Source organism: Streptomyces sp. DSM 120436, from assembly GCF_055778765.1.
On sequence record NZ_JBSKBS010000001.1, the window covers coordinates 2,019,848 to 2,046,087 of the forward strand.

Annotated in this window: 30 protein-coding genes; 26 read left to right on the forward strand and 4 right to left on the reverse strand. The window is 72.3% G+C overall.

Going from position 1 to position 26,240, the window contains the following annotated elements; translation table 11 throughout:
* Positions 1-24: 24 nt before the first annotated feature.
* The 8 genes from map (at position 25) to truA (ending at position 5,307) form a co-directional block, all read left to right on the forward strand.
* Positions 25-861 carry a type I methionyl aminopeptidase gene (gene map / locus ACWH4W_RS09340; RefSeq protein ID WP_473075310.1) on the forward strand — a complete coding sequence of 279 codons (837 nt, stop codon included), beginning with the start codon at positions 25-27 and terminating at the stop codon, positions 859-861.
* A 149-nt stretch (positions 862-1,010) separates the two neighbouring features.
* Complete coding sequence (gene infA, locus ACWH4W_RS09345; RefSeq protein WP_003948620.1) at positions 1,011-1,232, forward strand: translation initiation factor IF-1; 222 nt, start codon at positions 1,011-1,013, stop codon at positions 1,230-1,232.
* A gap of 60 nt (positions 1,233-1,292) precedes the next feature.
* Positions 1,293-1,406: a 50S ribosomal protein L36 gene (rpmJ, locus tag ACWH4W_RS09350; RefSeq protein ID WP_003974245.1), complete on the forward strand. Its 114-nt coding sequence runs from the start codon at positions 1,293-1,295 to the stop codon at positions 1,404-1,406.
* Between the two features lie 192 nt (positions 1,407-1,598).
* Positions 1,599-1,979 carry a 30S ribosomal protein S13 gene (rpsM, locus tag ACWH4W_RS09355; RefSeq protein ID WP_019526959.1) on the forward strand — a complete coding sequence of 127 codons (381 nt, stop codon included), beginning with the start codon at positions 1,599-1,601 and terminating at the stop codon, positions 1,977-1,979.
* 66 nt (positions 1,980-2,045) lie between these two features.
* Positions 2,046-2,450: a 30S ribosomal protein S11 gene (rpsK, locus tag ACWH4W_RS09360; protein ID WP_003956432.1), complete on the forward strand. Its 405-nt coding sequence runs from the start codon at positions 2,046-2,048 to the stop codon at positions 2,448-2,450.
* A 145-nt stretch (positions 2,451-2,595) separates the two neighbouring features.
* Positions 2,596-3,618 (forward strand): DNA-directed RNA polymerase subunit alpha, encoded by a 1,023-nt coding sequence (locus ACWH4W_RS09365; protein WP_003966937.1) that lies wholly within the window; start codon positions 2,596-2,598, stop codon positions 3,616-3,618.
* A gap of 191 nt (positions 3,619-3,809) precedes the next feature.
* Positions 3,810-4,316 (forward strand): 50S ribosomal protein L17, encoded by a 507-nt coding sequence (rplQ, locus tag ACWH4W_RS09370; RefSeq protein WP_473075311.1) that lies wholly within the window; start codon positions 3,810-3,812, stop codon positions 4,314-4,316.
* Between the two features lie 160 nt (positions 4,317-4,476).
* A complete protein-coding gene (gene truA, locus ACWH4W_RS09375; RefSeq protein WP_473075312.1) occupies positions 4,477-5,307 on the forward strand; it encodes a tRNA pseudouridine(38-40) synthase TruA in 831 nt (276 codons plus the stop codon).
* Between the two features lie 19 nt (positions 5,308-5,326).
* Here truA and ACWH4W_RS09380 read toward each other — a convergent pair whose 3' ends face one another.
* Entirely contained in the window at positions 5,327-6,208 is an 882-nt protein-coding gene (locus ACWH4W_RS09380; protein ID WP_473075313.1) for a hypothetical protein, read from the reverse strand.
* 74 nt (positions 6,209-6,282) lie between these two features.
* On the opposite strand from ACWH4W_RS09380, the gene ACWH4W_RS09385 reads away from it, so the two are divergent.
* From ACWH4W_RS09385 to glmM, 4 genes are all read left to right on the forward strand, one after another.
* Entirely contained in the window at positions 6,283-7,488 is a 1,206-nt protein-coding gene (locus tag ACWH4W_RS09385; protein WP_473075314.1) for a glycosyltransferase 87 family protein, read from the forward strand.
* Between the two features lie 243 nt (positions 7,489-7,731).
* Complete coding sequence (gene rplM / locus ACWH4W_RS09390) at positions 7,732-8,175, forward strand: 50S ribosomal protein L13 (RefSeq protein ID WP_048458033.1); 444 nt, start codon at positions 7,732-7,734, stop codon at positions 8,173-8,175.
* A gap of 42 nt (positions 8,176-8,217) precedes the next feature.
* Entirely contained in the window at positions 8,218-8,730 is a 513-nt protein-coding gene (gene rpsI, locus ACWH4W_RS09395; protein ID WP_019526966.1) for a 30S ribosomal protein S9, read from the forward strand.
* A 377-nt stretch (positions 8,731-9,107) separates the two neighbouring features.
* Positions 9,108-10,466: a phosphoglucosamine mutase gene (gene glmM, locus ACWH4W_RS09400; RefSeq protein ID WP_473075315.1), complete on the forward strand. Its 1,359-nt coding sequence runs from the start codon at positions 9,108-9,110 to the stop codon at positions 10,464-10,466.
* Positions 10,467-10,638: 172 nt separating this feature from the next.
* On the opposite strand, the gene coaA is transcribed toward glmM, so the two are convergent.
* Positions 10,639-11,607 (reverse strand): type I pantothenate kinase, encoded by a 969-nt coding sequence (gene coaA, locus ACWH4W_RS09405; RefSeq protein ID WP_473077454.1) that lies wholly within the window; start codon positions 11,605-11,607, stop codon positions 10,639-10,641.
* A gap of 176 nt (positions 11,608-11,783) precedes the next feature.
* On the opposite strand from coaA, the gene ACWH4W_RS09410 reads away from it, so the two are divergent.
* The 4 genes from ACWH4W_RS09410 to ACWH4W_RS09425 all read left to right on the forward strand — a co-directional run bounded on the left by ACWH4W_RS09410 (position 11,784) and on the right by ACWH4W_RS09425 (position 16,062).
* Entirely contained in the window at positions 11,784-12,569 is a 786-nt protein-coding gene (locus ACWH4W_RS09410; protein WP_473075316.1) for a hypothetical protein, read from the forward strand.
* A 162-nt stretch (positions 12,570-12,731) separates the two neighbouring features.
* Positions 12,732-14,579 carry a glutamine--fructose-6-phosphate transaminase (isomerizing) gene (gene glmS / locus ACWH4W_RS09415; RefSeq protein WP_473075317.1) on the forward strand — a complete coding sequence of 616 codons (1,848 nt, stop codon included), beginning with the start codon at positions 12,732-12,734 and terminating at the stop codon, positions 14,577-14,579.
* Positions 14,580-14,630: 51 nt separating this feature from the next.
* A complete protein-coding gene (locus ACWH4W_RS09420; protein ID WP_473075318.1) occupies positions 14,631-15,002 on the forward strand; it encodes a holo-ACP synthase in 372 nt (123 codons plus the stop codon).
* Positions 15,003-15,225: 223 nt separating this feature from the next.
* On the forward strand, positions 15,226-16,062 hold the full coding sequence (locus ACWH4W_RS09425) for an RNA polymerase sigma factor SigF (protein ID WP_198602489.1): 837 nt from the start codon (positions 15,226-15,228) through the stop codon (positions 16,060-16,062).
* Positions 16,063-16,225: 163 nt separating this feature from the next.
* Here the strand turns inward: ACWH4W_RS09425 and ACWH4W_RS09430 are convergent, their stop codons facing one another.
* Complete coding sequence (locus tag ACWH4W_RS09430) at positions 16,226-17,428, reverse strand: hypothetical protein (protein WP_473075319.1); 1,203 nt, start codon at positions 17,426-17,428, stop codon at positions 16,226-16,228.
* Between the two features lie 190 nt (positions 17,429-17,618).
* Here ACWH4W_RS09430 and ACWH4W_RS09435 point away from each other — a divergent pair, with 190 nt between their 5' ends.
* The 5 genes from ACWH4W_RS09435 to ACWH4W_RS09455 all read left to right on the forward strand — a co-directional run bounded on the left by ACWH4W_RS09435 (position 17,619) and on the right by ACWH4W_RS09455 (position 22,465).
* A complete protein-coding gene (locus ACWH4W_RS09435) occupies positions 17,619-19,103 on the forward strand; it encodes an NAD(P)H-hydrate dehydratase (protein ID WP_473075320.1) in 1,485 nt (494 codons plus the stop codon).
* A gap of 175 nt (positions 19,104-19,278) precedes the next feature.
* A complete protein-coding gene (gene alr, locus ACWH4W_RS09440; RefSeq protein ID WP_473075321.1) occupies positions 19,279-20,457 on the forward strand; it encodes an alanine racemase in 1,179 nt (392 codons plus the stop codon).
* 37 nt (positions 20,458-20,494) lie between these two features.
* The gene (locus ACWH4W_RS09445; RefSeq protein WP_473075322.1) at positions 20,495-21,709 is read left to right on the forward strand and encodes an alpha/beta fold hydrolase; all 1,215 of its coding nucleotides are present in this window, start codon (positions 20,495-20,497) and stop codon (positions 21,707-21,709) included.
* Positions 21,678-22,181: a tRNA (adenosine(37)-N6)-threonylcarbamoyltransferase complex ATPase subunit type 1 TsaE gene (gene tsaE / locus ACWH4W_RS09450; protein ID WP_473075323.1), complete on the forward strand. Its 504-nt coding sequence runs from the start codon at positions 21,678-21,680 to the stop codon at positions 22,179-22,181. Before ACWH4W_RS09445 ends, tsaE begins: the two co-directional genes overlap by 32 nt.
* A gap of 119 nt (positions 22,182-22,300) precedes the next feature.
* Positions 22,301-22,465: a hypothetical protein gene (locus tag ACWH4W_RS09455; protein ID WP_473075324.1), complete on the forward strand. Its 165-nt coding sequence runs from the start codon at positions 22,301-22,303 to the stop codon at positions 22,463-22,465.
* A 3-nt stretch (positions 22,466-22,468) separates the two neighbouring features.
* Here ACWH4W_RS09455 and ACWH4W_RS09460 read toward each other — a convergent pair whose 3' ends face one another.
* Positions 22,469-23,014, reverse strand: coding sequence for a hypothetical protein (locus tag ACWH4W_RS09460; RefSeq protein ID WP_473075325.1), 546 nt, complete (start codon positions 23,012-23,014; stop codon positions 22,469-22,471).
* A 128-nt stretch (positions 23,015-23,142) separates the two neighbouring features.
* On the opposite strand from ACWH4W_RS09460, the gene tsaB reads away from it, so the two are divergent.
* From tsaB to ACWH4W_RS09485, 5 genes are read left to right on the forward strand one after another with little or no spacing between them, the layout of a single operon-like run.
* Entirely contained in the window at positions 23,143-23,796 is a 654-nt protein-coding gene (tsaB, locus tag ACWH4W_RS09465; protein ID WP_106412874.1) for a tRNA (adenosine(37)-N6)-threonylcarbamoyltransferase complex dimerization subunit type 1 TsaB, read from the forward strand.
* Positions 23,793-24,350, forward strand: a complete 558-nt coding sequence (rimI, locus tag ACWH4W_RS09470) for a ribosomal protein S18-alanine N-acetyltransferase (protein WP_473075326.1) — start codon at positions 23,793-23,795, stop codon at positions 24,348-24,350. The genes tsaB and rimI overlap by 4 nt, the downstream gene beginning before the upstream one ends.
* A complete protein-coding gene (gene tsaD / locus ACWH4W_RS09475) occupies positions 24,343-25,440 on the forward strand; it encodes a tRNA (adenosine(37)-N6)-threonylcarbamoyltransferase complex transferase subunit TsaD (protein WP_473075327.1) in 1,098 nt (365 codons plus the stop codon). The genes rimI and tsaD overlap by 8 nt, the downstream gene beginning before the upstream one ends.
* The gene (locus ACWH4W_RS09480) at positions 25,437-25,700 is read left to right on the forward strand and encodes a hypothetical protein (protein ID WP_473075328.1); all 264 of its coding nucleotides are present in this window, start codon (positions 25,437-25,439) and stop codon (positions 25,698-25,700) included. The genes tsaD and ACWH4W_RS09480 overlap by 4 nt, the downstream gene beginning before the upstream one ends.
* A gap of 50 nt (positions 25,701-25,750) precedes the next feature.
* Complete coding sequence (locus ACWH4W_RS09485; RefSeq protein WP_473075329.1) at positions 25,751-25,891, forward strand: hypothetical protein; 141 nt, start codon at positions 25,751-25,753, stop codon at positions 25,889-25,891.
* The last annotated feature ends 349 nt before the right edge of the window (positions 25,892-26,240 follow it).

The window sequence follows — 26,240 nt, forward strand, 5'->3', positions numbered from 1 at the left end:
TGGTCCAGAAAGGCCGTCGTCCCCATGGTGCAGATCAAGAGCCCTGAGCAGATCGCCAAGATGCGCGAGGCGGGGCTGGTCGTCGCCGCCATCCACGCGGCCACCCGCGAGGCCGCGGTGCCCGGGGCGTCCACCAAGGACCTGGACGAGGTCGCCCGGAAGGTGCTGGCCCAGCACAACGCCAAGCCGAACTTCCTCGGGTACGGCGGCTTCCCCGCCACCATCTGCACCTCGGTGAACGAGGTCGTGGTCCACGGCATCCCGTCCGACGACGTGATCCTCAAGGACGGGGACATCATCTCGATCGACTGCGGCGCGATCATCGACGGCTGGCACGGTGACGCCGCCTACACCGCCTTCGTCGGCTCCGGCCACTCCCCGGAGCTGATCGAGCTCTCCCGGGTCACCGAGGAGTCGATGTGGGCCGGCATCGCGGCCATGAAGCAGGGCAACCGGCTGGTCGACGTCTCCCGCGCGATCGAGACCTACATCCGCCGCCAGCCGAAGCCCGGCGGCGGCAAGTACGGGATCATCGAGGACTACGGCGGCCACGGCATCGGCACCGAGATGCACATGGACCCGCACCTGCTGAACTACGTGGACCGCAAGCGCGGCAAGGGACCGAAGCTGGTCCCCGGCTTCTGCCTGGCGATCGAGCCGATGGTCTCCCTCGGCACCCCGCGCACCGAGGTCCTCTCCGACGACTGGACGGTCATCACGACCGACGGCACGTGGTCCTCCCACTGGGAGCACTCGGTCGCCCTGACCGACCAGGGCCCGCTGGTCCTGACGGCCCCCGACGGCGGCAGGGCGAAGCTCGCGGAGCTGGGCGTCACGGCGGCGCCGGATCCGCTCGGTTAAGGATCTCCCCCGGAGGGCAGGATCTCTCGATTCGTTTTTCCGGGTGCGCTGACGTAGACTGACTCGTCGGCTCTTGTGCACCCGCATGTCCGCATGTGGTCACGGTGCACAGAGGAGTCGATCAAGGTAGTCGATTCGAAGGGCGAAGCGTGGCCAAGAAGCAAGGTGCCATCGAGATCGAGGGCACTGTCGTCGAGTCTCTTCCGAACGCCATGTTCAAGGTCGAGCTCCAGAACGGCCACCAGGTCCTGGCACACATCAGCGGCAAGATGCGCATGCACTACATCCGCATCCTCCCTGACGACCGGGTCGTGGTGGAGCTGTCTCCGTACGACCTCACGCGTGGCCGGATCGTCTACCGGTACAAGTAGATCTTGCCCGCGCCCCGGTCCGCCGGGGTGGTGGCACTGACCCGGAGAACCTCACATCCCATGAAGGTCAAGCCGAGCGTCAAGAAGATCTGCGACAAGTGCAGGGTGATCCGCCGTCACGGCCGGGTCATGGTCATCTGCGACAACCCGCGCCACAAGCAGCGCCAGGGCTGACCGCAGCACTGATCCACCCTCCGCGCCTCCCGCAGACTTCGCGCGACGCGAGCAACACACGTTCATACGCAGGACCCGAGCCGCACGGCTCGACACCCCCGGCTCGGAGGCCGGGGACCCGGCCCGTACCTGGTACGGCGGGCGGGGAGCCGGTTCTGTGGAAGACCTCCGACAACCAACTGGAGCCATTGAATGGCACGCGTTTCCGGTGTTGACATCCCGCGCGACAAGCGCGTGGAGATCGCCCTCACCTACGTGTTCGGCATCGGCCGGACGCTTTCGCAGCAGACGCTGGCCGCCACCGGCGTCGACCCGAACACCCGCGTCCGCGACCTGACCGAAGAGCAGCTGGTCGCCATCCGCGAGTACGTCGACAACAACATCAAGACCGAGGGTGACCTCCGTCGCGAGATCCAGGCCGACATCCGCCGCAAGGTCGAGATCGGCACCTACCAGGGTCTGCGTCACCGTCGCGGTCTGCCCGTCCGCGGTCAGCGCACCAGCACCAACGCGCGTACCCGCAAGGGCCCGCGTCGCGCCATCGCCGGCAAGAAGAAGCCGGGCAAGAAGTAGTCCTCAGCGGACTTCGCCGTCCAGCGGTCTTCGCTGTAGGACCGACCACCTCCCGTAGGAGTACAGATGCCCCCCAAGGGACGTCAGGGCGCTGCCAAGAAGGTGCGCCGCAAGGAAAAGAAGAACGTCGCTCACGGCCACGCGCACATCAAGAGCACGTTCAACAACACGATCGTCTCGATCACGGACCCGTCCGGCAACGTGATCTCCTGGGCCTCCGCCGGCCACGTCGGCTTCAAGGGCTCCCGGAAGTCCACGCCGTTCGCCGCGCAGATGGCCGCCGAGTCGGCCGCCCGCCGCGCCCAGGAGCACGGCATGCGCAAGGTCGACGTGTTCGTCAAGGGCCCGGGTTCCGGTCGTGAGACCGCCATCCGCTCCCTGCAGGCCACGGGCCTCGAGGTCGGCTCCATCCAGGACGTCACCCCGACCCCGCACAACGGCTGCCGCCCGCCGAAGCGCCGTCGCGTCTGAGGCATCGGCTTCCTGAGGTTCCGGGCGGTACGGCTCGCAAGGGCCGTATCGCCCGTACCCTTGCAGTACCCGCACTTGTCACCGGGTGCGGTTTCCGTCGGACGTCAAATAGCGGGCGTCCACGAGAGAAGGATCTGATCCCCTCATGCTGATCGCTCAGCGTCCCTCGTTGACCGAAGAGGTCGTCGACGAATTCCGCTCCCGGTTCGTGATCGAGCCGCTGGAGCCGGGCTTCGGCTACACCCTCGGCAACTCCCTCCGCCGCACCCTCCTGTCGTCGATCCCCGGTGCCGCCGTCACCAGCATCCGCATCGACGGCGTCCTGCACGAGTTCACCACCGTGCCGGGCGTCAAGGAGGACGTCACCGACCTGATCCTCAACATCAAGCAGCTGGTCGTCTCCTCGGAGCACGACGAGCCGGTCGTGATGTACCTGCGCAAGCAGGGCCCGGGTCTGGTCACCGCCGCCGACATCGCGCCCCCGGCCGGTGTCGAGGTGCACAACCCGGACCTCGTCCTCGCCACCCTCAACGGCAAGGGCAAGCTGGAGATGGAGCTGACCGTCGAGCGCGGTCGCGGCTACGTCTCCGCCGTGCAGAACAAGCAGGTCGGCCAGGAGATCGGCCGCATCCCGGTCGACTCGATCTACTCGCCGGTCCTCAAGGTCACCTACAAGGTCGAGGCGACCCGAGTCGAGCAGCGCACCGACTTCGACAAGCTGATCGTCGACGTCGAGACCAAGCAGGCGATGCGTCCGCGTGACGCCATGGCCTCCGCCGGCAAGACCCTGGTCGAGCTGTTCGGTCTCGCCCGCGAGCTGAACATCGACGCCGAGGGCATCGACATGGGTCCGTCCCCGACGGACGCCGCCCTCGCCGCCGACCTGGCGCTGCCGATCGAGGAGCTGGAGCTCACGGTCCGGTCGTACAACTGCCTCAAGCGTGAGGGCATCCACTCCGTGGGCGAGCTCGTCGCGCGGTCCGAGGCGGACCTGCTCGACATCCGGAACTTCGGTGCGAAGTCCATCGACGAGGTCAAGGCCAAGCTGGCCGGCATGGGCCTCGCGCTCAAGGACTCGCCCCCCGGGTTCGACCCGACCGCCGCCGCGGACGCGTTCGGCGCCGACGACGACGCGGACGCGGGTTTCGTGGAGACCGAGCAGTACTGAGCTCGGGACCCGCGGTCCGTTGCTGACTGCGGCCCGGTTCCGGCCGGGCGCGCAGTTCCCCGTGCCCCTTCGGGGGCGCGGATCCTCCTGGACGTCTTTCAGGGCGTCCCGGATCTCCGACAGGCGACCGCCTGCTCGGATACTGACCCCGGTACCTGATACGGCCGGGGCAGACACACAGGAGAGTCATCATGCCGAAGCCCACCAAGGGTGCCCGTATGGGCGGCAGCGCCTCGCACGAGAAGCTCATGCTCGCGAACCTCGCGAAGGCGCTTTTCGAGCACGGCCGCATCACCACCACCGAGGCGAAGGCGCGCAAGCTGCGTCCCTACGCCGAGCGTCTGGTCACCAAGGCGAAGAAGGGCGACCTTCACAACCGCCGTCAGGTGCTCCAGGTGATCACGGACAAGAGCATCGTGCACACGCTCTTCACCGAGATCGGCCCGCGGTACGAGAACCGTCCCGGCGGCTACACCCGCATCACCAAGATCGGTAACCGTCGTGGCGACAACGCGCCCATGGCCGTCATCGAGCTGGTCGAGGCGCTGACGGTGCAGCAGGCCGCGGTCGGCGAGGCCGAGGCCGCGACCAAGCGGTCCGCCAAGGACGCCGAGGCCGCCGAGGCCACGGAGAACAAGGCCGACCTGTCGAAGGACGAGGCTGCCGAGGCTCCGGCCGAGGAGTCGAAGGACGCGTAAGCGTTCCGGCGGGGCCGTGCGACCGGCCGGCTGTCGCGCCCACGCGGCGGGCCGCACGTCGAGCACGGTCCCGCGCCCCTCGAGGGTGTTGTCGCGGGCCCGCTCCTTCCGAGGAGCGGGCCCGCTTCCTTTGCGGTGATCGGAGATCCGGGTGAGTGGTGTGGTGCGGGTTCGGCTGGATCTCTCCTACGACGGGACCGAGTTCTCCGGGTGGGCCAAGCAGGCCGGGGGGCGGCGGACCGTGCAGGGGGAGATCGAGGACGCCCTGCGGACCGTGACGCGGTCCGCGACGACGTTCGAGCTGACCGTGGCGGGGCGGACCGACGCGGGCGTGCACGCGCGGGGCCAGGTCGCGCACGTGGACCTGCCGCGCGAGGTGTGGGCGGAGCACCGTCCGAAGCTGCTGAAGCGGCTCGCCGGGCGGCTGCCGAAGGACGTGCGGGTGTGGGCGCTGAGGGAGGCGCCGGAGGGCTTCGACGCCCGTTTCTCCGCGATCTGGCGGCGCTACGCCTACCGCGTCACCGACAACCCCGGCGGTGTCGACCCGCTGCTGCGCAACCACGTGCTGTGGCACGACTGGCCGCTGGACGTGGACGCCATGAACGAGGCCGCCCGCGGACTGCTGGGCGAGCACGACTTCGCCGCCTACTGCAAGCGGCGCGAGGGCGCGACGACCATCCGGACGCTGCAGGAACTGAGCCTGGCGCGCGGCGACGACGGGATCGTCACCGCCACCGTCCGCGCCGACGCCTTCTGCCACAACATGGTGCGCTCGCTGATCGGCGCGCTGCTCTTCGTCGGCGACGGGCACCGCGCCCCGGACTGGCCCGCGAAGGTCCTGGCGGCGGGCGTACGGGACTCGGCGGTGCACGTCGTACGGCCGCACGGCCTGACCCTGGAGGAGGTCGGCTACCCGGCCGACGAACTCCTCGCGGCGCGCAGCGCCGAGGCGCGCAACAAGCGGACGCTGCCGTCGGCCGGCTGCTGCTGACGCGCTCCGGACGGCGGGGTCAGCCGACCGCCGCCGCCGACGCCTGGGCCGCGCCCCTGCGCCGGATCTGACGGTAGGTGAACTCCTGGAGGTCGTCGCCGGTCTTGAAGACGGCCTCGTCCTTCTCCGTCACGTCCTTGCCGCTGGTGAAGCCGGCCAGCGTGAAGTAGGCGTAACGGCCGTAGGCGTTGGTGGTGGAGCGGCAGACCGCGCCGGCGCAGAAGTCCTTCACACCGCCGCCGGACAGCGACTTGACGATGCTCTTCGCGTCCGCCTGCTGCCTGGCCCTCGTGGCCTGCGCCTCGGTCGCGAAGACGGCCACGCCGACCGTCACCGCCACGCCGTCCCGGCTGTAGGTGACCCGGATCAGCCGGGTGCAGTCGTTGTCGGTGAGGACCTTGGGGAGCGTGGCCTTGGCCGCGGACGCGCAGTCCTTGGTGTCCGCCGTCGGCCCCTTCTTGTAGACCGTGTCGCCCATGGTCAGCTGCGTGCCCGGGAAGAGGATGTCGGGGCTCAGCGGCGCCTTGTCCTTCCGGGCGCTGGCGACGAAGTCCTTCGGGTCCAGCGGGGGCGGCGCGCTCGTCGGCGCGAACGACGGGACGGTGCCGGTGGCGCTCGGCAGGTCGGAGGCCCCGGGGAGCTGGGACGAGGCGCCCGGGGAGGCCTGGCCGGAGCCGCCCGCCGACACGACGGCGACCGCCACCGCGGTGCCTATCGCGACGGCGGCGAGTGCGCCGCCGCCTATGAACAGCAGCCGGCGCCGCTTGGCGCGCGCCTCGGACGCGTCGGCGAGCGCCGCCCAGTCGGGCGACCCGCCGGCGCTGCCGCTGTTCCACGGCTGCTGGGAATTCGGTTTCCAGGGATCCCACTGCTGCGAGGACCCCCCCTGCCCAAAGCTCATGGGGCGCATCTTAGACGGGGCAAGGGGTGTGCTGGTCCGTCTCAACGGGCCCGCGAGGCCTTAGCGTTGCGCCCATGGCGACGGGCAAAAGCGACATCTCCGGGTGGTTGGTGCGTCCCGCGGGCGCCGGCTGGTGGGCCGGACTCGTGGCGGTCCTGGGCGCGCTGACGACCCATACGGTGCTGGTGACCTCGGACGGAGGCATGGACAACGGCATCGTCGTGGACGCGGCGCGCACCTGGCTGGACGGCGGATCGCCGTACGACGACGCGCACTTCCTCTATTTTCCGAGCGCGGTGGTCGCGGCCGCCCCGCAGGCGCTGCTGCCGCGGTCCGTGCTGGACGTCCTGGTGCCGGTGGCGGTCGTCGTCGCGCTCGCGCTGGGCTGGGTGTGCGCGCTGCTGCTGCACCGGGTGCCGCTGCGCAGCAGGCTCGCCGTGCTGGGGCTGCTCGGGCTCGCGGCAGGGTTCGCGCCGTTCGCGCAGCTGGTGCGGCTGGGCAACTGGACGGTGACGGCCGTCCTGGCGCTGCCGCTGTGCCTGCTGCTGGCGAGCCGGGGCCGGTGGCTCGCGGCGGGCGCGGTGATCGGGGTGGCGGTGGCGCTGAAACCGCTGCTCGCGCCGATGGTGCTGCTGTTCCTCTTCGCGCGCCGGTGGGGCGCGCTCGCCCTGGCGGTGCTGGTGCCGGCCGCCGCGTCGGTGGCGGCCGCCTTCTTCCTGCCCGACCCCACGGGCTTCCTCACCCGGACCCTCCCCTTCCTGTTCACCGCGGACGACGCCTTCCTGCGGCTCTACGAGGCGGGCCCGGCGGCCGTGCTGCCCCGGCTCGGCGTGCCGCAGGCCCTGGCCACGGCGCTGGCGGTGGCCGCCGCCGCGGTGGGGGTGGGGTGCGCCTGCCGGCGGTGGCGCGGGCCGGGCCCCGGGCCGCTGCGCCTCGCGGAGACGTCCGCCGGGCTGATGCTGTCCGCGTTCCTGGTGTCGCGGCCCTCCTACAACCACTACCTGCTCGTCGTGCTGCCGCCGCTGCTCGCCGGCCTGCCGTACGCGGGGTCGGTGACCCGGCGGCCGTGGTTCTGGCTGGCGCTGGTGCCGCAGCTCCCGGGGGTGACCTGGCCCTGGCTGGAGTCGGGGAAGCGGCGGGCGTTCCGGGACGCCGTCACGCTGTGTGCGCTGGCGGGGACGGTGGCGCACCACGCGGTCAGGGGCGCGCGGGGGACGGGGGACACGGAGCGGGCGCCGGAGGGGTGGCGTGCTGCCGTGCGGGGCGCGGTGCGGTCGTAACATGGTGTGCGCCCACGGGCGGCGGGCTCGTTTTGACCCGTCCGGCCGAGCGCGTATATCCTGCATGTTCGTTGTGTGTAGTGGCTTACTCATTCTCACGTGAGGGGCCCTTACACCGGTCCACCGGGCCGATGACCAGCGACCAGCACGCGGTTTGCGTCACCGCTGTGCGGTCAGGGCTGTCGTGATCGTCTTCGGTGACCTTGTCAGGACCATTCACTGAAGAAGCGAAGGCTACGAACCGTGCGTACGTACAGCCCCAAGCCCGGCGATGTGACGCGTCAGTGGCACGTCATCGACGCTCAGGACGTCGTCCTGGGCCGTCTGGCCTCCACCGCCGCCTCCATCCTGCGTGGCAAGCACAAGCCGATCTACGCGCCCCACGTCGACACCGGTGACTTCGTCATCATCATCAACGCCGACAAGGTGCACCTCTCCGGCAACAAGCGGACCCAGAAGATGGCGTACCGCCACTCGGGCTACCCGGGCGGTCTGCGCTCCGTCCGCTACGACGAGCTGCTTGCCAAGAACCCCGAGAAGGCCGTCGAGAAGGCCGTCAAGGGCATGCTCCCCAAGAACACCCTGGGCCGTCAGATGCTCTCGAAGCTGAAGGTCTACTCGGGCGACCAGCACCCGCACGCCGCTCAGCAGCCGGTGCCGTTCGAGATCACCCAGGTCGCGCAGTAAGTCCGGCCACCCCCTAAGACCGAAGAGAATCTGAGGAGAATCGTGGCCGAGACCACTGCCGAGCAGCCGCTCGAAGAGCTTGACATCGACAGCTACACCACCGAGTCCGAGGTGCCCGTCGAGGGCGAGTACACCTCGGAGTCCATGGCCTCCCGCTTCGGCGAGCCCCAGCCGGCCGCCGGCCTGGGCCGCCGCAAGAACGCCATCGCCCGCGTCCGGATCGTCCCGGGCACCGGCAAGTGGAAGATCAACGGGCGCACCCTCGAGGACTACTTCCCGAACAAGGTGCACCAGCAGGAAGTGAACGAGCCCTTCAAGGTGCTCGAGCTCGAGGGCCGCTACGACGTCATCGCCCGCATCGCGGGTGGCGGTGTCTCCGGTCAGGCCGGTGCGCTCCGTCTCGGTGTCGCCCGCGCGCTGAACGAGGCGGACGTCGACAACAACCGCGGTCCGCTGAAGAAGGCCGGCTTCCTGCGCCGCGACGACCGTGCGGTCGAGCGGAAGAAGGCCGGTCTGAAGAAGGCCCGCAAGGCTCCGCAGTACAGCAAGCGCTAATCGCAGGGCGCTCGCGCGTACTCCGAACGCCCCGGCGGCACGCCATCGTGCTGCCGGGGCGTTCGTTTATTCACTGCCGTGGGCGTATAACGGCATAAGGCACTCAAACGCTAATGTGATCGGATGGTCGGGCCGGGTGGTGACGCCCGGGTCGGGCGGTGACACCTGGTGCGTGCCCGGTGAGGCCGTGGTGAGCGTTCCCGTGACACGGGAACCGCGGCCGTTCCGCGACCGTCGCACGACCGCCGGACACATCAGAAGCTCAGCTTCGTCAGTGGCACAGCCGTCGGCCGTACGGGCCGGTCCAACGCCTCGGCGGGACCTTGGTGGCCGGGCCCCGGACGGCTGTCGGTACTGACGCATTTTCAGGAGGACAAGTGGGACGACTCTTCGGCACGGACGGCGTGCGCGGTGTCGCCAACGCGGATCTCACGGCGGAGATGGCGCTCGGCCTGTCCGTCGCCGCCGCGCACGTACTGGCCGAGGCGGGCACGTTCGAAGGGCACCGGCCCACCGCCGTGGTCGGGCGTGACCCGCGCGCGTCCGGGGAGTTCCTGGAGGCCGCCGTGGTCGCCGGGCTCGCCAGCGCGGGCGTGGACGTCCTGCGGGTCGGCGTGCTGCCGACGCCGGCCGTCGCCCACCTCACCGGCGCGCTCAGGGCCGACCTGGGTGTGATGCTCTCCGCCAGTCACAACGCCATGCCCGACAACGGCATCAAGTTCTTCGCCCGCGGGGGGCACAAGCTCGCGGACGAGTTGGAGGACCGGATCGAGGCGGTCTACGAGGAGCACCGGACCGGCGCTCCGTGGGACCGGCCCACCGGGGCCGGGGTCGGACGCGTGCGGGACTACGGGGAAGGACTCGACACGTACGTCGCCCACCTCGTGGGCGTGCTGCCGAACCGGCTCGACGGGCTGAAGATCGTGCTCGACGAGGCGCACGGCGCGGCGTCGCAGGTGTCGCCCGAGGCGTTCCGGCGGGCCGGGGCCGAGGTCGTGACGATCGGCGCCGAGCCGGACGGGCTGAACATCAACGACGGGTGCGGGTCCACGCACCTCGCGCAGCTGAAGGCCGCGGTGGTCGAGCACGGGGCCGCGCTGGGGATCGCGCACGACGGGGACGCCGACCGGTGTCTGGCCGTGGACCACACCGGGGAAGAGGTCGACGGCGACCAGATCCTCGCCGTGCTGGCGCTCGCCATGCGGGAGCGGGACGCGCTGCGGTCCGACACCGTGGTCGCGACGGTGATGTCGAACCTCGGGTTCAAGCTCGCCATGGAGCGGGAGGGGATCCGGCTCGTCCAGACGGCGGTGGGGGACCGGTACGTCCTGGAGGAGATGAAGGAGAACGGTTTCGCCCTCGGCGGGGAGCAGTCCGGGCACGTCATCGTCCTCGACCACGCGACGACCGGGGACGGGACGCTGACGGGGCTGCTGCTGGCGGCGCGGGTCGCGCAGAGCGGGCGGACGCTGCGGGAGCTGGCCTCGGTGATGGAGAGGCTGCCGCAGGTGCTGATCAATGTGCCTGACGTGGACAAGTCCCGCGTGAAGACGTCGGCGGAGCTGGCGACGGCGGTCGGCGAGGCCGAGCGCGAGCTGGGCGAGACCGGACGGGTGCTGCTGCGTCCCTCGGGCACGGAACCGCTGGTGCGGGTGATGGTCGAGGCCGCGGACATCGAGCAGGCCCGGTCGGTGGCGGGACGGCTGGCGGACGCGGTGAAGTCCGCACTGGGCTGAGGTGTGACGCCGGGGGGGGCGGTCCGGTGGGCGCCGGCGACGCCCCCGTCGGGGAGGCACCCCGTAAGCGCCGGGCCGCGCAGGCTCCCCCCGGCCCGCATCCGCGGCGGGTGACTTTCCGTGCGGGGTGTGCAGCGCCCTCTTGCCTGTGCCTCCCAGGGATGACCGCGTCTCAGAGTTTGCGGAGGCTCAGGCGCTGGACCGTGTGGTCGGGACCCTTGCGCAGGACCAGGGTGGCCCGGCCCCGGGTGGGGGCGATGTTCTCGACGAGGTTCGGCTTGTTGATGGTCCGCCACATCGTGCGGGCGTAGTCCAGCGCCTCCTCCTCGGACACCTGCGTGTACTTCCGGAAGTACGAGGACGGGTCCTGGAACGCGGTGTCCCGCAGCTTGCGGAAGCGGTTCAGGTACCAGCGCTCGATGTCCTCGGTGCGGGCGTCGACGTACACGCTGAAGTCGAAGTAGTCGGCGAGGCCCACCCGGGTGCGCCCGTCCTTGCCGGGGAGGGCGGGCTGCAGGACGTTGAGGCCCTCGACGATCAGGATGTCCGGCCGCCGCACGGTGAGCTTCTCGCCGGGGACGATGTCGTAGATCAGGTGGGAGTAGACGGGGGCGGTGACCTCTTCCTTGCCCGCCTTGATGTCGGCGACGAAACGCGTCAGCGCGCGCCGGTCGTAGGACTCGGGGAAACCTTTCCGCGACATCAGGCCGCGCGCCTGGAGCTCCTTGGTGGGGAGCAGGAAGCCGTCCGTGGTGACCAGCTCCACCCGCGGATGCTCCGGCCACCGGGACAGCAGGGCGCGCAGCAGCCGGGCCACCGTGGACTTGCCGACGGCGACGGAACCGGCGACGCCTATGACGAAGGGCGTGCCCGACTGGGAGCCCTTCTCGCCGAGGAAGGTGTTGAGCGCGCCGCGCAGGTTGTCGGTGGCGCGGACGTAGAGGTTGAGCAGCCGGGACAGCGGCAGGTAGATGTCCCGCACCTCGTCGAGGTCGATGACGTCGCCGAGACCGCGCAGCCGCTCCACCTCCTCCGCGGTCAGCGGCAGCGGCGTCTTGTCGCGCAGCGCGCTCCACTCGGCACGGGTGAGGTCGACGTAGGGAGTCGCCTCCGGCCGCTGCCGGTGGGCGCTCCGGGGCATCGAGGAGACCGGAGAGATCACAGTCCATTGTTAACGGAGTTCGAACGCGGCGACAGGTGGGCTGTGTCACTCCGACGTCCTGTGGGGAACGAGATGATCATCTGTGAGGCGGCTGTGTACAGTGCGCGCACATGGTGCGGACGCCTCCGCACCTTCGAGCGAGAAAGAGTTCCTCCGTGAGAACCAGTTCCGTCCGTCGTACCGCGCTCGCCGCCTCCGCCGCCGCGCTGGCCCTGCTCGTCACCGCCTGCGGCGGGTCCGGCGACGACCAGGACAAGGCCGACGAGGGCAAGGGCAAGGCCGAGTCCACCGCCTCCGGCGCCCCGGCGAAGGCGCTCACCGCCGCCGAGCTGGAGAAGGCCGCCCTCGCGCAGTCGGACGTCAAGAGCGGCAAGGTCGCCACCAAGCTCCCGGCGACGGACGACGTCGCCGTCGACAAGGTGAAGACGGAGGACGCCGCCTGTCTGCCGCTGGCCCGTGCCCAGGCCGCCGTGGCGCAGGGCGAGCCGGCCGCGTCCGTGAAGCGGTCCTGGACGGGCGACCCGGCGAAGCCGTCCGCGGACACCAAGCCCGAGGACGCCCTGATGGCCGCGCTCGACGTGGACAAGGCGCTGGTCAACCTCGCCTCCTACGACGGCGACGGCGCCGAGCAGGCGATGAAGGGCCTGGCCGCGGCGGCCGAGAAGTGCGCGGGCGGCTACCGGGCCACCGTCGTCGGTGAGCCGATGGACGTCGTCAAGGTCGCCACCACCGCGGCCCCCGAGGGCGGCGACGAGGGCGCCGCCGTCACGCTGACCGTGGCCGCCGACGAGGGCGTCGAGGCGCCCAACAAGATCGTCGTGGTGCGCAAGGGCGCCACCGTGGTCACCTTCAGCGCCGTGAACCTCGCGGCCATGGCCACCGGCGAGGACTTCGAGGTCCCGGCCGACGTCGTCGCCGCGCAGGTCGGCAAGCTCGGCTGACGCGGAACCTCTCCGACCGGCGCCTCTCCCACCGGCGCCTCTCCCACCGGCGCCTCTCCCACCGGCGCCTCTCCCACCGGCGCCTCGCGCACCGGTGGGAATTTCCGATTCCGGGCACGCGGAGGCCGTTTTCGGCGGCTGACGGGCCGTAGGCTGCCGGACATGTGCGGAATCGTGGGTTATGTGGGGCCGCAGTCGGCGCTCGACGTCGTGACGGCCGGACTGAAGCGACTGGAGTACCGGGGCTACGACTCGGCGGGCGTCGCCGTGCAGGCCGACGGCGGGCTGGCCACGGCGAAGAGGGCCGGGAAACTGGTCAACCTGGAGAAGGAACTGGCCGACCGGCCGCTGCCGGCCGGGACGACCGGCATCGGCCACACCCGGTGGGCCACGCACGGCGGCCCCACCGACGCCAACGCCCACCCGCACATCGACGACGCGGGCCGGGTCGCCGTCGTCCACAACGGCATCATCGAGAACTTCGCCGCCCTGCGCGAGGAGCTGGCCGAGCGCGGGCACGCGCTGCGCTCCGAGACCGACACCGAGGTCGTCGCCCATCTGCTCGCCGAGGAGTACTCCGCCTGCGCCGACCTCGCCGAGGCGATGCGGCTGGTGTGCCGGCGGCTGGAGGGCGCCTTCACCCTGGTCGCCGTGCACGCCGACGAGCCGGACGTGGTGGTCGGCGCGCGCCGCAACTCGCCGCTGGTGGTGGGCGTCGGGGAGGGGGAGTCGTTCCTCGCCTCCGACGTCGCCGCGTTCATCGCCCACACCCGCGACGCGATCGAGCTGGGGCAGGACCAGGTCGTCGAACTGCGCCGGGACGCGGTGACCGTGACGGACTTCGCGGGGGCTCCGGCCGACGTCCGCGCGTACCACGTCGACTGGGATACCTCCGCCGCCGAGAAGGGCGGCTACGCCTCCTTCATGCTCAAGGAGATCGCCGAGCAGCCGAAGGCGGTCGCCGACACCCTGCTGGGCCGCATCGACGGCTCCGGCTCGCTGACCCTGGACGAGGTGCGCATCCCGGCGAGCGTGCTGCGCGAGGTCGACAAGGTCGTCATCGTCGCCTGCGGCACCGCCTTCCACGCGGGTCTCATCGCCAAGTACGCCATCGAGCACTGGACGCGCGTGCCGTGCGAGGTGGAGCTGGCGAGCGAGTTCCGCTACCGGGACCCGATCCTCGACCAGCAGACCCTCGTCGTCGCGATCTCCCAGTCCGGCGAGACCATGGACACCCTGATGGCGCTGCGGCACGCTCGTGAGCAGGGCGCCAAGGTGCTGGCCATCTGCAACACCAACGGGTCGACGATCCCGCGGGAGTCGGACGCGGTGCTGTACACGCACGCCGGTCCGGAGGTCGCCGTCGCGTCGACGAAGGCGTTCCTGACGCAGCTGGTCGCCTGTTATCTGGTCGCGCTGTACCTGGGGCAGGTGCGCGGCACCCAGTACGCCGACGAGATCCGCGCCGTGGTGCGGGACCTCGCGTCGATCCCCGGTGCGGTCGAGCAGGTCCTCGGGACCATGGAGCCGGTACGGCGGCTCGCCCGCTCCCTGGCCGAGAAGAACACGGTGCTGTTCCTGGGCCGGCACGTGGGCCACCCGGTCGCGCTGGAGGGTGCGCTGAAGCTGAAGGAGCTCGCCTACATGCACGCCGAGGGGTTCGCGGCCGGCGAGCTGAAGCACGGGCCGATCGCGCTCGTCGAGGACGGCCTGCCCGTCGTCGTGGTCGTGCCGTCGCCGCGCGGACGGTCCGTGCTGCACGACAAGATCGTCTCCAACATCCAGGAGATCCGCGCGCGCGGCGCCCGCACCATCGTGGTCGCGGAGGAGGGGGACGGGACGGTCGTCCCGTACGCCGACCATCTGATCCGCGTCCCGGTCACGCCGACGCTGCTCCAGCCGCTGGTGGCGACCGTGCCGTTGCAGGTGTTCGCCTGCGAGCTGGCGACCGCCCGCGGCAACGAGGTCGACCAGCCGCGGAACCTCGCCAAGTCGGTGACCGTGGAGTAGCGGGGCAAGCGGAGTGGGGGGCCGGAGGGCCCGTCGTCTTAGGGTGCCCGCATGAGCATCATCGGAGTCGGGATCGACGTCGCCGAGATCGAGCGGTTCGCCGCGTCCCTGGAACGCACACCCGGGCTGGCCGAGCGGCTCTTCGTGGGGAGCGAGCTGCTGCTGCCCAGCGGGGAGCGGCGCGGCGTCGCCTCCTTGGCGGCGCGGTTCGCCGCCAAGGAGGCGCTGGCCAAGGCGCTCGGGGCGCCCGCGGGGCTCTACTGGACCGACGCCGAGGTGTGGTGCGAGGACAGCGGGCGGCCGCGGCTGCGGGTCAAGGGGACCGTCGCCGCCCGCGCGGAACAGCTGGGGGTGCGCTCCTGGCACGTCTCGCTGAGCCACGACGCCGGGGTGGCCTCGGCCGTCGTGATCGCGGAAGGGTGAGGGACCGTGGAATCCGCCTGGCCCGGGGTGGCCGTCGACCTTCCCGTCTGGGGCGACGCGCTCCTGGTGGTCGCCGCCGTCCTCACCGTCGCTTTCACCCTCGTACGCCTCCTGCGAAAAAAACGTCGATGAGAGTGCGTGCTTCGCAGAAGCGGGGGTACATGCGGGGAGCCGGATCGGAGCGGGGGCACGAATGAGGGAGGGCTTTACTGTGACGTCGACAATGGCACGGACGGACCAGGCGCAGAGCGTGACCGAGCTGCCGGAGGTCGCGGATCCCGGCCAGGTCGCGCCGCAGGACGCGCGTGAACTGTCCCGGCAGTTCTTCCGGCGGCTGACGGAGCTGGAGGAAGGTACCCACGAGTACCAGTACGCGCGCAACACGCTGATCGAGATGAACATGTCCCTGGTCCGCTACGCGGCCGGCCGGTTCCGCAGCCGCGGCCCGGAGGAGATGGAGGACATCGTCCAGGTCGGCATGATCGGTCTGATCAAGGCCATCGACCGGTTCGAGCTCTCCCGCGAGGTCGAGTTCACCTCCTTCGCGATCCCCTACATCGTCGGCGAGATCAAGCGCTTCTTCCGCGACACCTCGTGGTCCGTGCACGTGCCGCGCCGGCTCCAGGAGGCCCGGGTGCAGCTCGCCCGCGCCACCGAGGAACTGCGCAGCCGCCTGGGCCGTACGCCCACCACCGCCGAGCTGGCGCAGCTGATGAGCCTCACCGAGGCCGAGGTCAACGAGGCCCGGCTGGCCGCCAACGGCTACAACTCCGCGTCGCTGGACGCCGCCATCGGCAGCGAGCCGGACGGCGAGAGCGTGCTCGCGGACTTCATCGGCGCCGAGGACGCGGCCCTGGGGCTGGTCGAGGACTTCCACGCCCTCGCCCCGATGATCGCCGAACTGGACGAGCGTGAGCGGAAGATCGTCCACTGGAGGTTCGTGGAGGAGCTGACGCAGGCGGAGATCGGTGAGCGGCTGGGCTGCTCGCAGATGCACGTGTCGCGGCTGCTGTCGCGGACCCTGAAGCGGCTGCGGGCGGGCATGCTCTGCACCAACTGACGGGCCGAGCGGGAGTTTCGGGAGCGGGGTGCGGCGCCTTGGACGGGGCGCCGCACCCCGCTGCGTTGTGCGGTTCGTCCGGTGGGGCGGTTCGCCCGGCGAACCGGCTCGCCGGGCAGGTGGGTCCGCCTGGTGAACCGGCTCGCCCGGCAGGTGGGTTCGCCTAGCAGATCGACTGCGTGCTGTTCACCAGGCGGTTGTTGCGGAAGGTGGTGTTCTCGCCGCACGGGCTCTCGCGGATCGAGGAGTTCGTCACCGTGAGGTTCTGGACGGTGATGTCCCTGTTGTTCGGGAACTCAGAGCGGGCCGCCAGACGGATCTCGCCGCCGCCCGTGACCGTCCCGCTCTGGGCGGCGAGGCTCACGTTGTAGCAGTTCTCGATCAGGATCGCGTTGTTGCCGGTGTGCGAGAGCGTGACCCTGTCGATCGTCGCGCCGCCGCTCTCCGAGACGCAGAACACGCCGCGTCCGCCGCCGCGGGCGATCACCTCGCCGACACGGATGTTCGTCGCGTAGCTGCTGCCGATCCGGCCGTTGCGGTTGGCCATCCGGAAGGCCGCGTAGCCGGTGCCGGTGCCGGCGTTCTCCGCGTCCACCTTCGCGACCGTGGCGTTGACGGTCTGGTTGAGGAGGAGGCCGGACTCGCCCACGTCGCGGGCGGTCACCGTGCCGACGGTCAGACCGTCGACGCCGTACGTCTCCACGGCGTGGCTGGACGCGCCGGACACGTACACGCTGTCGATACGGACGTTGCGCGTCCACCGGCTGGTGTCGCCGCGGTTGTCGATGCGGACGCCGAGGCCGCGGGACAGGCGCATGTCGATCTGGCCCAGGACCACGTTCTCCACGTTGCGCAGGAAGATGCCGTAGAGCGGGGCGCCGGTGACGTTGAGGTGCTGCACCTCGATGTCGCGGGTGCCGCGTGAGTAGACCGGCGCCTGGTCGCCGGAGCCGGTGCCGGTGACGTCGATCGTGCCGCAGACGTCGAGGACCGTGTAGCTGGGGAGCGAGATGCGGGAGCCCGCGGAGAGGGAGCCGGAGCCGCGCACCACGACGCGTTCCTTGCCGGTGCGGTTCGGGGTGAGCGCGCCGATCGCCGCTTGGACGGCGGCGCGCATGTCGGTTCCCGTGTAGACCGTGCCGCTGCCTCGGCGGGCGGTCCAGGTGGAGCCGTTCTTGACGGCTTCGGCGTGGTACGTGCCGTCGCCGCAGGCTGCTGCGCGGGCGGGGGCCGGGGTGTGGACCGGGTCCGGGGCGGGGGCCGGCGGTTGTGCGGTCGCGGTGGGGGCGGTGAGGGTGGCTGTCGCCGTGAGGAGGGCGGTGGCCGCTGCTGCGAGTAACGCGGCTTTGCTCCGTATGCGTCGCATGGGGTTCTCGTCCTTGTCGTCACGTCGTCGAACCGGTTCGAGTGAATCGATTCATCCGGTGGGGGCCGGGAGTGTGGCAAGGGCGCCGGGTGGAGTCAAGAGGTTCTGGTGACGGGAGGGGCAGAGGGAGAAGGAGGGGGGAGGGGGAGAGGGAGGGCAGGGGACGGGGCTTCGGGGAAGACTCGGAAGCATGCGGACTGCTTACAGCGTGGAGACGGTCAGGGCGGCGGAACGGGAACTGATGGCGCGGCTGCCGGAGGGGGCGCTGATGCAGCGCGCCGCCGCCGGGCTCGCCGCGGCGTGCGCGGATGTGCTGGGGCGGGTGTACGGCAGCCGGGTGGTCCTGCTGGTCGGCAGCGGGGACAACGGGGGCGACGCCCTGTACGCCGGTGCGCGGCTGGCCCGGCGGGGGGCCGGGGTGCGGGCGGTGCTGCTGGCGCCGGGGCGGGCTCATGCGGGCGGGCTGGCCGCCCTGCGGCGGGCGGGGGGCTCCGTGGTGGCGGACGCCGGGAGCGCGGTGGGGCTCGTCGAGCGGGCCGATCTCGTCGTGGACGGGATCGTGGGGATCGGGGGGAAGGGCGGACTGCGGGAGGAAGCGGTGCCGTTGGCCGAGGCCGCTCGGCGGGGACGGGACCGGGGGCGGGGGGTCGTGGTCGCGGTCGATCTGCCGAGTGGGGTCGATGCGGACACGGGGGAGGTGCGGGGGGCCGCTGTCCGGGCGGATGTCACGGTCACCTTCGGTGCGTACAAGCCGGGGTTGTTGATCGATCCGGCTCGGGAGTACGCGGGGGTCGTGCGGTTCGTCGACATCGGGCTGGGGCCGGGGCCGGGGCCGGGTGGGGCGGGCGCGGCTGCGGCCCGGGCGGAGGCGCTGCAGCACGGGGACGTGGCGCGGTTGTTGCCGGTGCCGGCCGCGGAGAGCGACAAGTACCGGCGGGGGGTCGTGGGGGTCGCGGCCGGGTCCGCGCGGTACCCGGGGGCGGCCGTGCTGGCGGTGGCCGGTGCCTTGCGGGGTGGCGCCGGGGCCGTGCGGTACGTGGGGCCGGCGGGGAGTGCGGTGCTGGCTCGGCACCCCGAGACGCTGGTGTCGGAGCGGGGGCCCGCGCGGGCGGGGCGGGTGCAGGCGTGGGTCGTCGGGCCGGGGGCCGGGGATGACGCGGCGACGGTGGGGGAGGTGCTGGCGGCGGACGTGCCGGTGCTGATCGACGCGGACGGGCTGCGGCTGGCGGAGGCCGGGGCGGTGCGGGGGAGGGGCGAGCGGGGGGTGCCTACGCTGCTGACTCCCCATGCGGGGGAGGCGGCCGCGTTGCTGGGGGTCGAGCGGGAGGAAGTGGAGGCGGGGCGGCTGGCGGCCGTGCGGGAGCTGGCGGGGCGGTACGGGGCGGCTGTGCTGCTGAAGGGGTCCACGACGCTGGTCGCGGAGGCGGGGGGCGGGGGTGCGGTGCGGGTGAACCCGACGGGGACGCCGTGGCTGGCCACGGCGGGGAGCGGGGACGTGCTGTCGGGGCTCGGGGGGTCGCTGCTGGCGGCGGGGTTGTCGGCGGTGGACGCGGGGAGTGTGGCGGCGTACGTGCACGGGTTGGCGGGGCGGTTCGCGGCGGAGGGGGCGCCGGTGAGCGCGGAGGATGTCGCGGGGCGGATTCCGGAGGCTTGGCGGAGCGTGGTGCGGGGCTGAGGTGTGACGCCTGCGGCGTGGCTCCCCCTGGTGGGGGGGGGGAGAGACTGATGCCTGCGGTACGGGTTTCTGCGGCTGGGGTCCGGTGCCTGCGGCGCGGGGTGGCGGTCCGGTGGAGGCGGGCGTCGCGCCTACGGGCGGTGGGGGGTGTGAGGGCTCTGAGAGACTGTCCGGGATGAAAGAGACAGGTGACCCGCACGGCGCGGAGGCCCGGGCCCGTGCCGTGATCGATCTGGCCGCCGTGCGGGCCAATGTGCGCGCCCTCCGTGAGCGCGCCCCCGGCGCCGCCCTGATGGCCGTCGTCAAGGCGGACGGGTACGGGCACGGCGCCGCCCCCTGCGCCCGTGCGGCCGTCGCCGCCGGTGCGACCTGGCTGGGCACCGCCACGCCGCAGGAGGCGCTCGCCTTGCGCGCGCCCGGTGCCGGTGTGCCGGACGACGTCCGGATCATGTGCTGGCTGTGGACGCCCGGCGGGCCCTGGCGCGAGGCGATCGAGGCCGACGTCGACGTCTCGGTGAGCGGTCTGTGGGCGCTGGACGAGGTCACCGCCGCCGCCCGTCTCGCCGGCCGGGCCGCGCGGGTGCAGCTCAAGGCGGACACCGGGCTCGGGCGCGGTGGCTGCCAGCCCGGTGACTGGGCCGAGCTGGTCGCGGGCGCGTTGCGTGCCGAGGCCGAGGGGCTGCTGCGGGTGACCGGGCTGTGGTCGCACTTCGCGTGTGCCGACGAGCCGGGGCATCCGTCGATCGCCGCCCAGTTGTCGACGTTCCGGGAGATGGTGGCGTACGCGGAGGCGCGGGGTGTGGAGCCCGAGGTGCGGCACATCGCCAACTCGCCCGCGACCCTGACGCTGGCCGAGAGCCATTTCGATCTGGTGCGGCCCGGCATCGCGGTGTACGGCGTCTCGCCCAGCCCCGAGATCGGCACGCCGATGGAGCTGGGGCTGCGGCCGGCGATGACCCTGACGGCGTCGCTGGCGCTGGTGAAGAACGTGCCGGGCGGGCACGGGGTCGGTTACGGGCACCACTATGTGACTCCGGGGGCCACCACGCTCGGTCTGGTGCCGCTCGGGTACGCCGACGGCATCCCGCGGCATGCCTCGTCCGCCGGGCCCGTGCTGGTCGAGGGGAAGTGGCGGACCGTCGCCGGGCGGGTCGCGATGGATCAGTTCGTCGTCGATCTGGGCGGCGATGAGCCGGGGCCGGGGGCCGAGGCGGTCCTGTTCGGTCCCGGTGACCGGGGCGAGCCCACCGCGGAGGACTGGGCGCAGGCGTGCGGGACCATCGCGTACGAGATCGTCACCCGGATCGGCAGCCGTGTCCCGCGGGTTCATGTGAACGGGGAACAGAGCGGGTAAGGGCCCCTGCATGAGGGCCGGGGAAGGGGAGCGGTACGTGAGCGAGAGCAGTGCGCAGGCCGTGACGGCCGCGTCCGCCGGGGGATGGCGCCGGGCGACCGGTGTCGCGGGCCTCGCGATAGGCGTGCTGGCCACCGGGGCCGCCGCCGGTGTCGCCGTCGAGCGGATGACGGTCGGCCGGGGCATACGCCGCAAGGCCCGGCTGGTCCTGGACTCGGCGGGGCCGTACGGCTCCCTGCGCGGCACGCCCGGCAAGGCGTGCGCCGACGACGGCACCGAGTTGTACTACGAGGTCGACGAGGTCGAGCCCGAGGGGCGGGAAGGGCGGCGGCGGCGGTTGTTCGGGCGGCGGGCGCCCGCGCCGGTGACCGTGGTGTTCAGTCACGGGTACTGCCTCGGTCAGGACTCCTGGCACTTCCAGCGGGCCGCGCTGCGCGGTGTGGTGCGGACCGTGCACTGGGACCAGCGCGGTCACGGGCGTTCGGCACGGGGCGCCGCGCAGGTGGAGCGCGGGGAGCCGGTCACCATCGAGCAGCTCGGGCGTGATCTGAAGGCCGTGATCGACGCGGCCGCTCCCGAGGGGCCGCTGGTGCTGGTCGGGCACTCCATGGGCGGGATGACCGTGATGGCGCTCGCCGACCAGTTCCCGGAGCTGATCCGGGAGCGGTGCGCGGGGGTCGCTCTGGTGGGGACGTCGTCGGGGCGGCTGGGGGAGGTCAACTTCGGGCTGCCGGTGGCCGGGGTCAACGCGGTGCGGCGGGTGCTGCCCGGGGTGCTGAAGGCGCTGGGGCAGCGGGCCGAGCTGGTGGAGAAGGGGCGGCGGGCGACGGCCGACCTGTTCGCCGGGGTCGTCAAGCGGTACTCGTTCGCGTCGCGGGACGTGGATCCCGCGGTCGCCCGGTTCGCCGAGCGGATGATCGAGTCGACGCCGATCGACGTGGTGGCCGAGTACTACCCGGCCTTCGGCGATCACGACAAGGCGGAGGCGCTGGCGCACTTCGCGGGGCTGCCCGTGCTGGTGCTCGCCGGGGTCGGGGATCTCGTGACCCCGAGCGAGCACAGCGAGGCCATCGCCGAGCTGCTGCCCGGGGCCGAGCTGGTGCTCGTGCCGGACGCCGGGCACCTGGTGATGCTGGAGCACCCCGAACAGGTGACCGACCGCCTCGCCGACCTGCTCGTCCGCGCGGGCGCCGTGCCCGCAGGGGCTACCGTGGGTGGCTATGGAAGCAGCAGCACCGCACACCCCGGCTGAACTGACCGTCACCTCCCCCGAGCAGATGCGCGACCTCGGGCGGCGGCTCGCCAAGCTGCTGCGCGCGGGCGACCTCGTGCTGCTCTCCGGCGAGCTGGGAGCCGGCAAGACGACCCTGACGCGCGGGCTGGGCGAAGGGCTCGGGGTGCGGGGCGCGGTGACCTCGCCGACGTTCGTCATCGCCCGGGTGCACCCCCCGCTGGGGGACGGTCCGCCGCTGGTGCACGTCGACGCCTACCGGCTGTCCGGCGGGCTCGACGAGATGGAGGACCTCGACCTCGACGTCTCGCTGCCCGAGTCGGTGGTCGTCGTGGAGTGGGGCGAGGGCAAGGTCGAGGAGCTGGCCGAGGACCGGCTGCACGTCGTCATCCACCGTGCGGTCGGGGACACCGCGGACGAGGTCCGGCACGTGACCGTGCGGGGGCTCGGCGCGCGCTGGGCGGGGGCGGAGCTGGGCTCGCTGTCCGCCTGAGCGTTCCGACAAGGTGTCGGCATGGTGTTGCGCCCGCGGTGTCCGGCGTGGTCACATGGTATCCAGCTCGTGGTTAGGTATACCTAAGCACGTCCGCCCCCGACTTTCAGGAGGCGTCCATGCCGGCCATCCAGAGCAGGCGTGAGCCCGCGCCACGACCGGTGCCCATGCGCGACCTGCTCGCCGCCTGCGCGGCGGCCGCCGCCGTCTCCACGCCGCCGCCCGCCCCCGAGCCGCGGCGGCAGGAGGAGAAGGCCGTGCGCGGCCGGCGCGAGGCCGCGTAGCCCTTACGGCACCACGACGACCGTCCGCCCGATCGTCGCGAACGTCCACATCGCCGCGGCGTCCTCCCGCGTCTCGCGGATCCCGCCCGTGCGTTCCCGCGGGTCGAGGACGGGCGCCGAGCCGTCGACCGCCGCGCTGAACCCGATCACCGTGCCGTCCACGCTGGCGAACCGCACGACGCGCTCCACCGGCACGCCGTCCGACCCCGTCACGGCGCCGGCCCGGGAGGTGACCCGGTAGGCGCCCGGCGCCGGGTCGACCGTGCTGGGGCTGACGCCGAAGGTGCGGCGCACCCTGTCGCCCTCGTCCACCAGCCACACCCGGTCGCGGCCCAGCGAGTAGACGACGCGCTGCCCCTGCCCCGAGCGCGGGGGCAGCGCGGCCGGGTGGCCGCCGCGGGGTCCCTTCGGCGCGGGCGCCGGAGAGCCGGACACCGGCCGGCGCAGGTCGGGCGGGACCGTCTCCGCCGCCCGGTGGCCGAGGTAACCGACCGTCGCGAGGGCCGCCGCGGTCAGCCCCGCCACGATCACCGAGCTGGTCCCCGCCATCGACGTCACCCCTGTCCCGCTTCGCCCTGCTCCGTCCCGTCCTGTACGGGCGTGACGCGACCGTAGCAGTCCGTGACCGTCCGGCCCGTGCGGCCGTGGCCGGGGCGCGGGAGCCGTAGGCTGTTTGCGTGCTCTTGCTCGCTCTGGATACCGCCACCCCCGCCGTCACCGTCGCGCTGCACGACGGCGACGACGTCATCGCCTCGTCGAGCCAGGTGGACGCCCGCCGCCACGGTGAACTGCTGCTCCCGGCCGTCGACCGGGTGCTCGCCGAGGCCGGTCTGCGGCTCGACGCCGTCACCGGGATCGTGGCCGGCACCGGCCCCGGCCCCTACACCGGCCTGCGGGTCGGCCTGATGACCGCCGACGCCTTCGGGCTCGCCCTCGGCGTGCCCGTGCACGGTGTGTGCACGCTGGACGGCCTGGCCTACGCGGCCGACCTGGAGGGCCCCTTCGTCGTGGCGACCGACGCCCGCCGCAAGGAGGTCTACTGGGCGCGGTACGCCGACTCGCGCACCCGCCTCACCGACCCGGCCGTGGACCGCCCCGCGGACATCGCGGGCCAGGTCGCCGGCCTGCCCGCGGTCGGCGCGGGCGCGCTGCTGTACCCGGACACCTTCCCCCGGGCGCACGAGCCGGAGCACGTGAGCGCCGCCGCCCTCGCCCGGCTGGCCGCGGAGAAGCTGGCGGCGGGCGAGGAACTGCCCGCGCCCCGGCCGCTGTACCTGCGGCGGCCCGATGCCCAGGTCCCCAAGAACTACAAGGTGGTCACCCCCAAGTGACGGGAACCGAGACGGTCGTCCTGCGCGAGATGCGCTGGTGGGACATCGACCCCGTGCTGGAGCTGGAGCGCGACCTCTTCCCCGAGGACGCGTGGTCGCGCGGCATGTTCTGGTCCGAGCTGGCCCACTCCCGGGGGCCCGGCGCGACCCGGTGCTACGTCGTCGCCGAGGAGGGCGACCGGATCGTCGGCTACGCGGGTCTCACCACCTCCGGCGCGGAGGGCGACGACGGCGGCGCCCCGGCCGCCGACGTCCAGACCATCGCGGTCACCCGCGACCACTGGGGCACCGGACTGGGCTCGCGGCTGCTGACCGAACTGCTGCGCGCGGCCACGGCGTTCGAGTGCGCCGAGGTGATGCTGGAGTGCCGCGTCGACAACGTCCGCGCCCAGAAGCTCTACGAGCGCTTCGGCTTCGAGGTCATCGGAGTCAGGCGCGGCTACTACCAGCCGGGCAACGTGGACGCGCTGGTCATGCGCTTGACCGGCCCGTCCGCCTCCGTGACCCCGGGCCACCCCGACAACGGCGTACAAGGAACCGAGACCCATGGCTGACGAACCCCTGGTACTGGGGATCGAGACCTCCTGCGACGAGACCGGCGTCGGCATCGTCCGCGGCACCACCCTGCTCGCGGACGCCGTCGCCTCCAGCGTCGACGAACACGCCCGCTTCGGCGGCGTCGTCCCCGAGGTGGCGAGCCGCGCCCACCTCGAGGCGATGGTCCCCACCATCGAGCGGGCGCTGAAGGAGGCGGGGGTCGCCGCCCGCGACCTCGACGGCATCGCCGTCACGGCGGGACCCGGGCTGGCCGGCGCGCTGCTGGTCGGCGTCTCCGCCGCCAAGGCGTACGCCTACGCCCTCGGCAAGCCGCTCTACGGGGTCAACCACCTCGCCTCCCACATCTGCGTCGACCAGCTGGAGCACGGGCCGCTGCCCGAGCCGACGATGGCGCTGCTGGTCTCCGGCGGCCACTCCTCGCTGCTGCTGTCCGCCGACATCACCTCCGACGTGCGCCCTCTCGGCGCGACCATCGACGACGCGGCGGGCGAGGCCTTCGACAAGATCGCCCGGGTGCTGAACCTCGGCTTCCCCGGCGGCCCCGTCATCGACCGGTACGCCCGCGAGGGCGACCCGGACGCGATCGCCTTCCCGCGCGGCCTGACCGGCCCCCGCGACCCGGCGTACGACTTCTCCTTCTCCGGTCTGAAGACGGCCGTGGCCCGCTGGATCGAGGCCAGGCGGGCGGCGGGCGAGGAGGTGCCGGTGCGGGACGTGTCGGCGTCCTTCCAGGAGGCCGTCGTGGACGTGCTCACCCGCAAGGCCGTGCGGGCCTGCAAGGACGAGGGCGTCGACCACCTGATGATCGGCGGCGGCGTGGCCGCCAACTCCCGGCTGCGCGCGCTGGCCGAGGAGCGCTGCGAGGCGGCCGGCATCCGGCTGCGGGTGCCGCGCCCCAAGCTGTGCACGGACAACGGCGCGATGGTGGCCGCCCTCGGCGCGGAGATGGTCGCCCGCAACCGCGCGGCCTCCGACTGGGACCTCTCGGCGGACTCCTCCCTCCCGGTCACCGACCCGCACGTGCCGGGCGCCGCCCACTCCCACGACCACGTCCACGAGACCGCCCGGGAGAACCTCTACCCATGACCGTCGCGCTGATGTGGGAGGCCCGCGCGGTCCCCGGCCGCGGCCCGGACCTGCTGGCCTGGGCCGAGGAACGGGCCCGCGAGCTCCCCCGCCGCCCGGTCCGCCGCGAGGCCTTCCGCGCCCCCCAGGACCGCGTCCTCGTCATCACCTGGTGGCACGCCCCCCTCGACGCCGACCTCCCCGAACTCCCGGAACCGGAGGGCACGCTGGTCACGCGGGCGGTCCACCGGTGGCGGTTCGAGTCGCTGGGGAGCGTGTGATCCGACTCGTTCGACGCCCCCGGTACCGGGATCGACCGGATGGCGGGCTTGTGGGATCCGGCAGTGTTTACGGCGCTGGTGGGGGCCGAGTTCCGTGGGTCCAGGACCTGGAAGCAGCCCTGGACGAGTCCAAGGCGACCGCCGAGGTGCTCGGCGGTGAAGTGATCGAGGACGAGGCCGAGCCGGCCTGACTCGACGAGGTCAACGCCCCCTTCCGTACGCTCTCGCACCGGATGTGGGCAGGACCGCCCACATCCGGGTACCGCCGCCGGGCTGCCGCGCCGCGTCGAACCCCCACGCTCCGCCGCAGGCCCGGACGACCGCCGCGAGGACACGCAGGGTCCCCTTGCGCCGCGCGTCGCAGGTTGCGGCGAGGCGGGGGTGGGTGTGCCGGGGGTGGCTGTCGTAGGCGGTCACCCGGACCGTTCCGTCACGGTGCCGTAGGGACACATAGATGTCGCCAGCGGCACTGAAACGGCAGGCGCAGGCGACCGGTTCGCTCACCGTCTGCACCACGGCCTCGGTCACATCCCCGAGTCC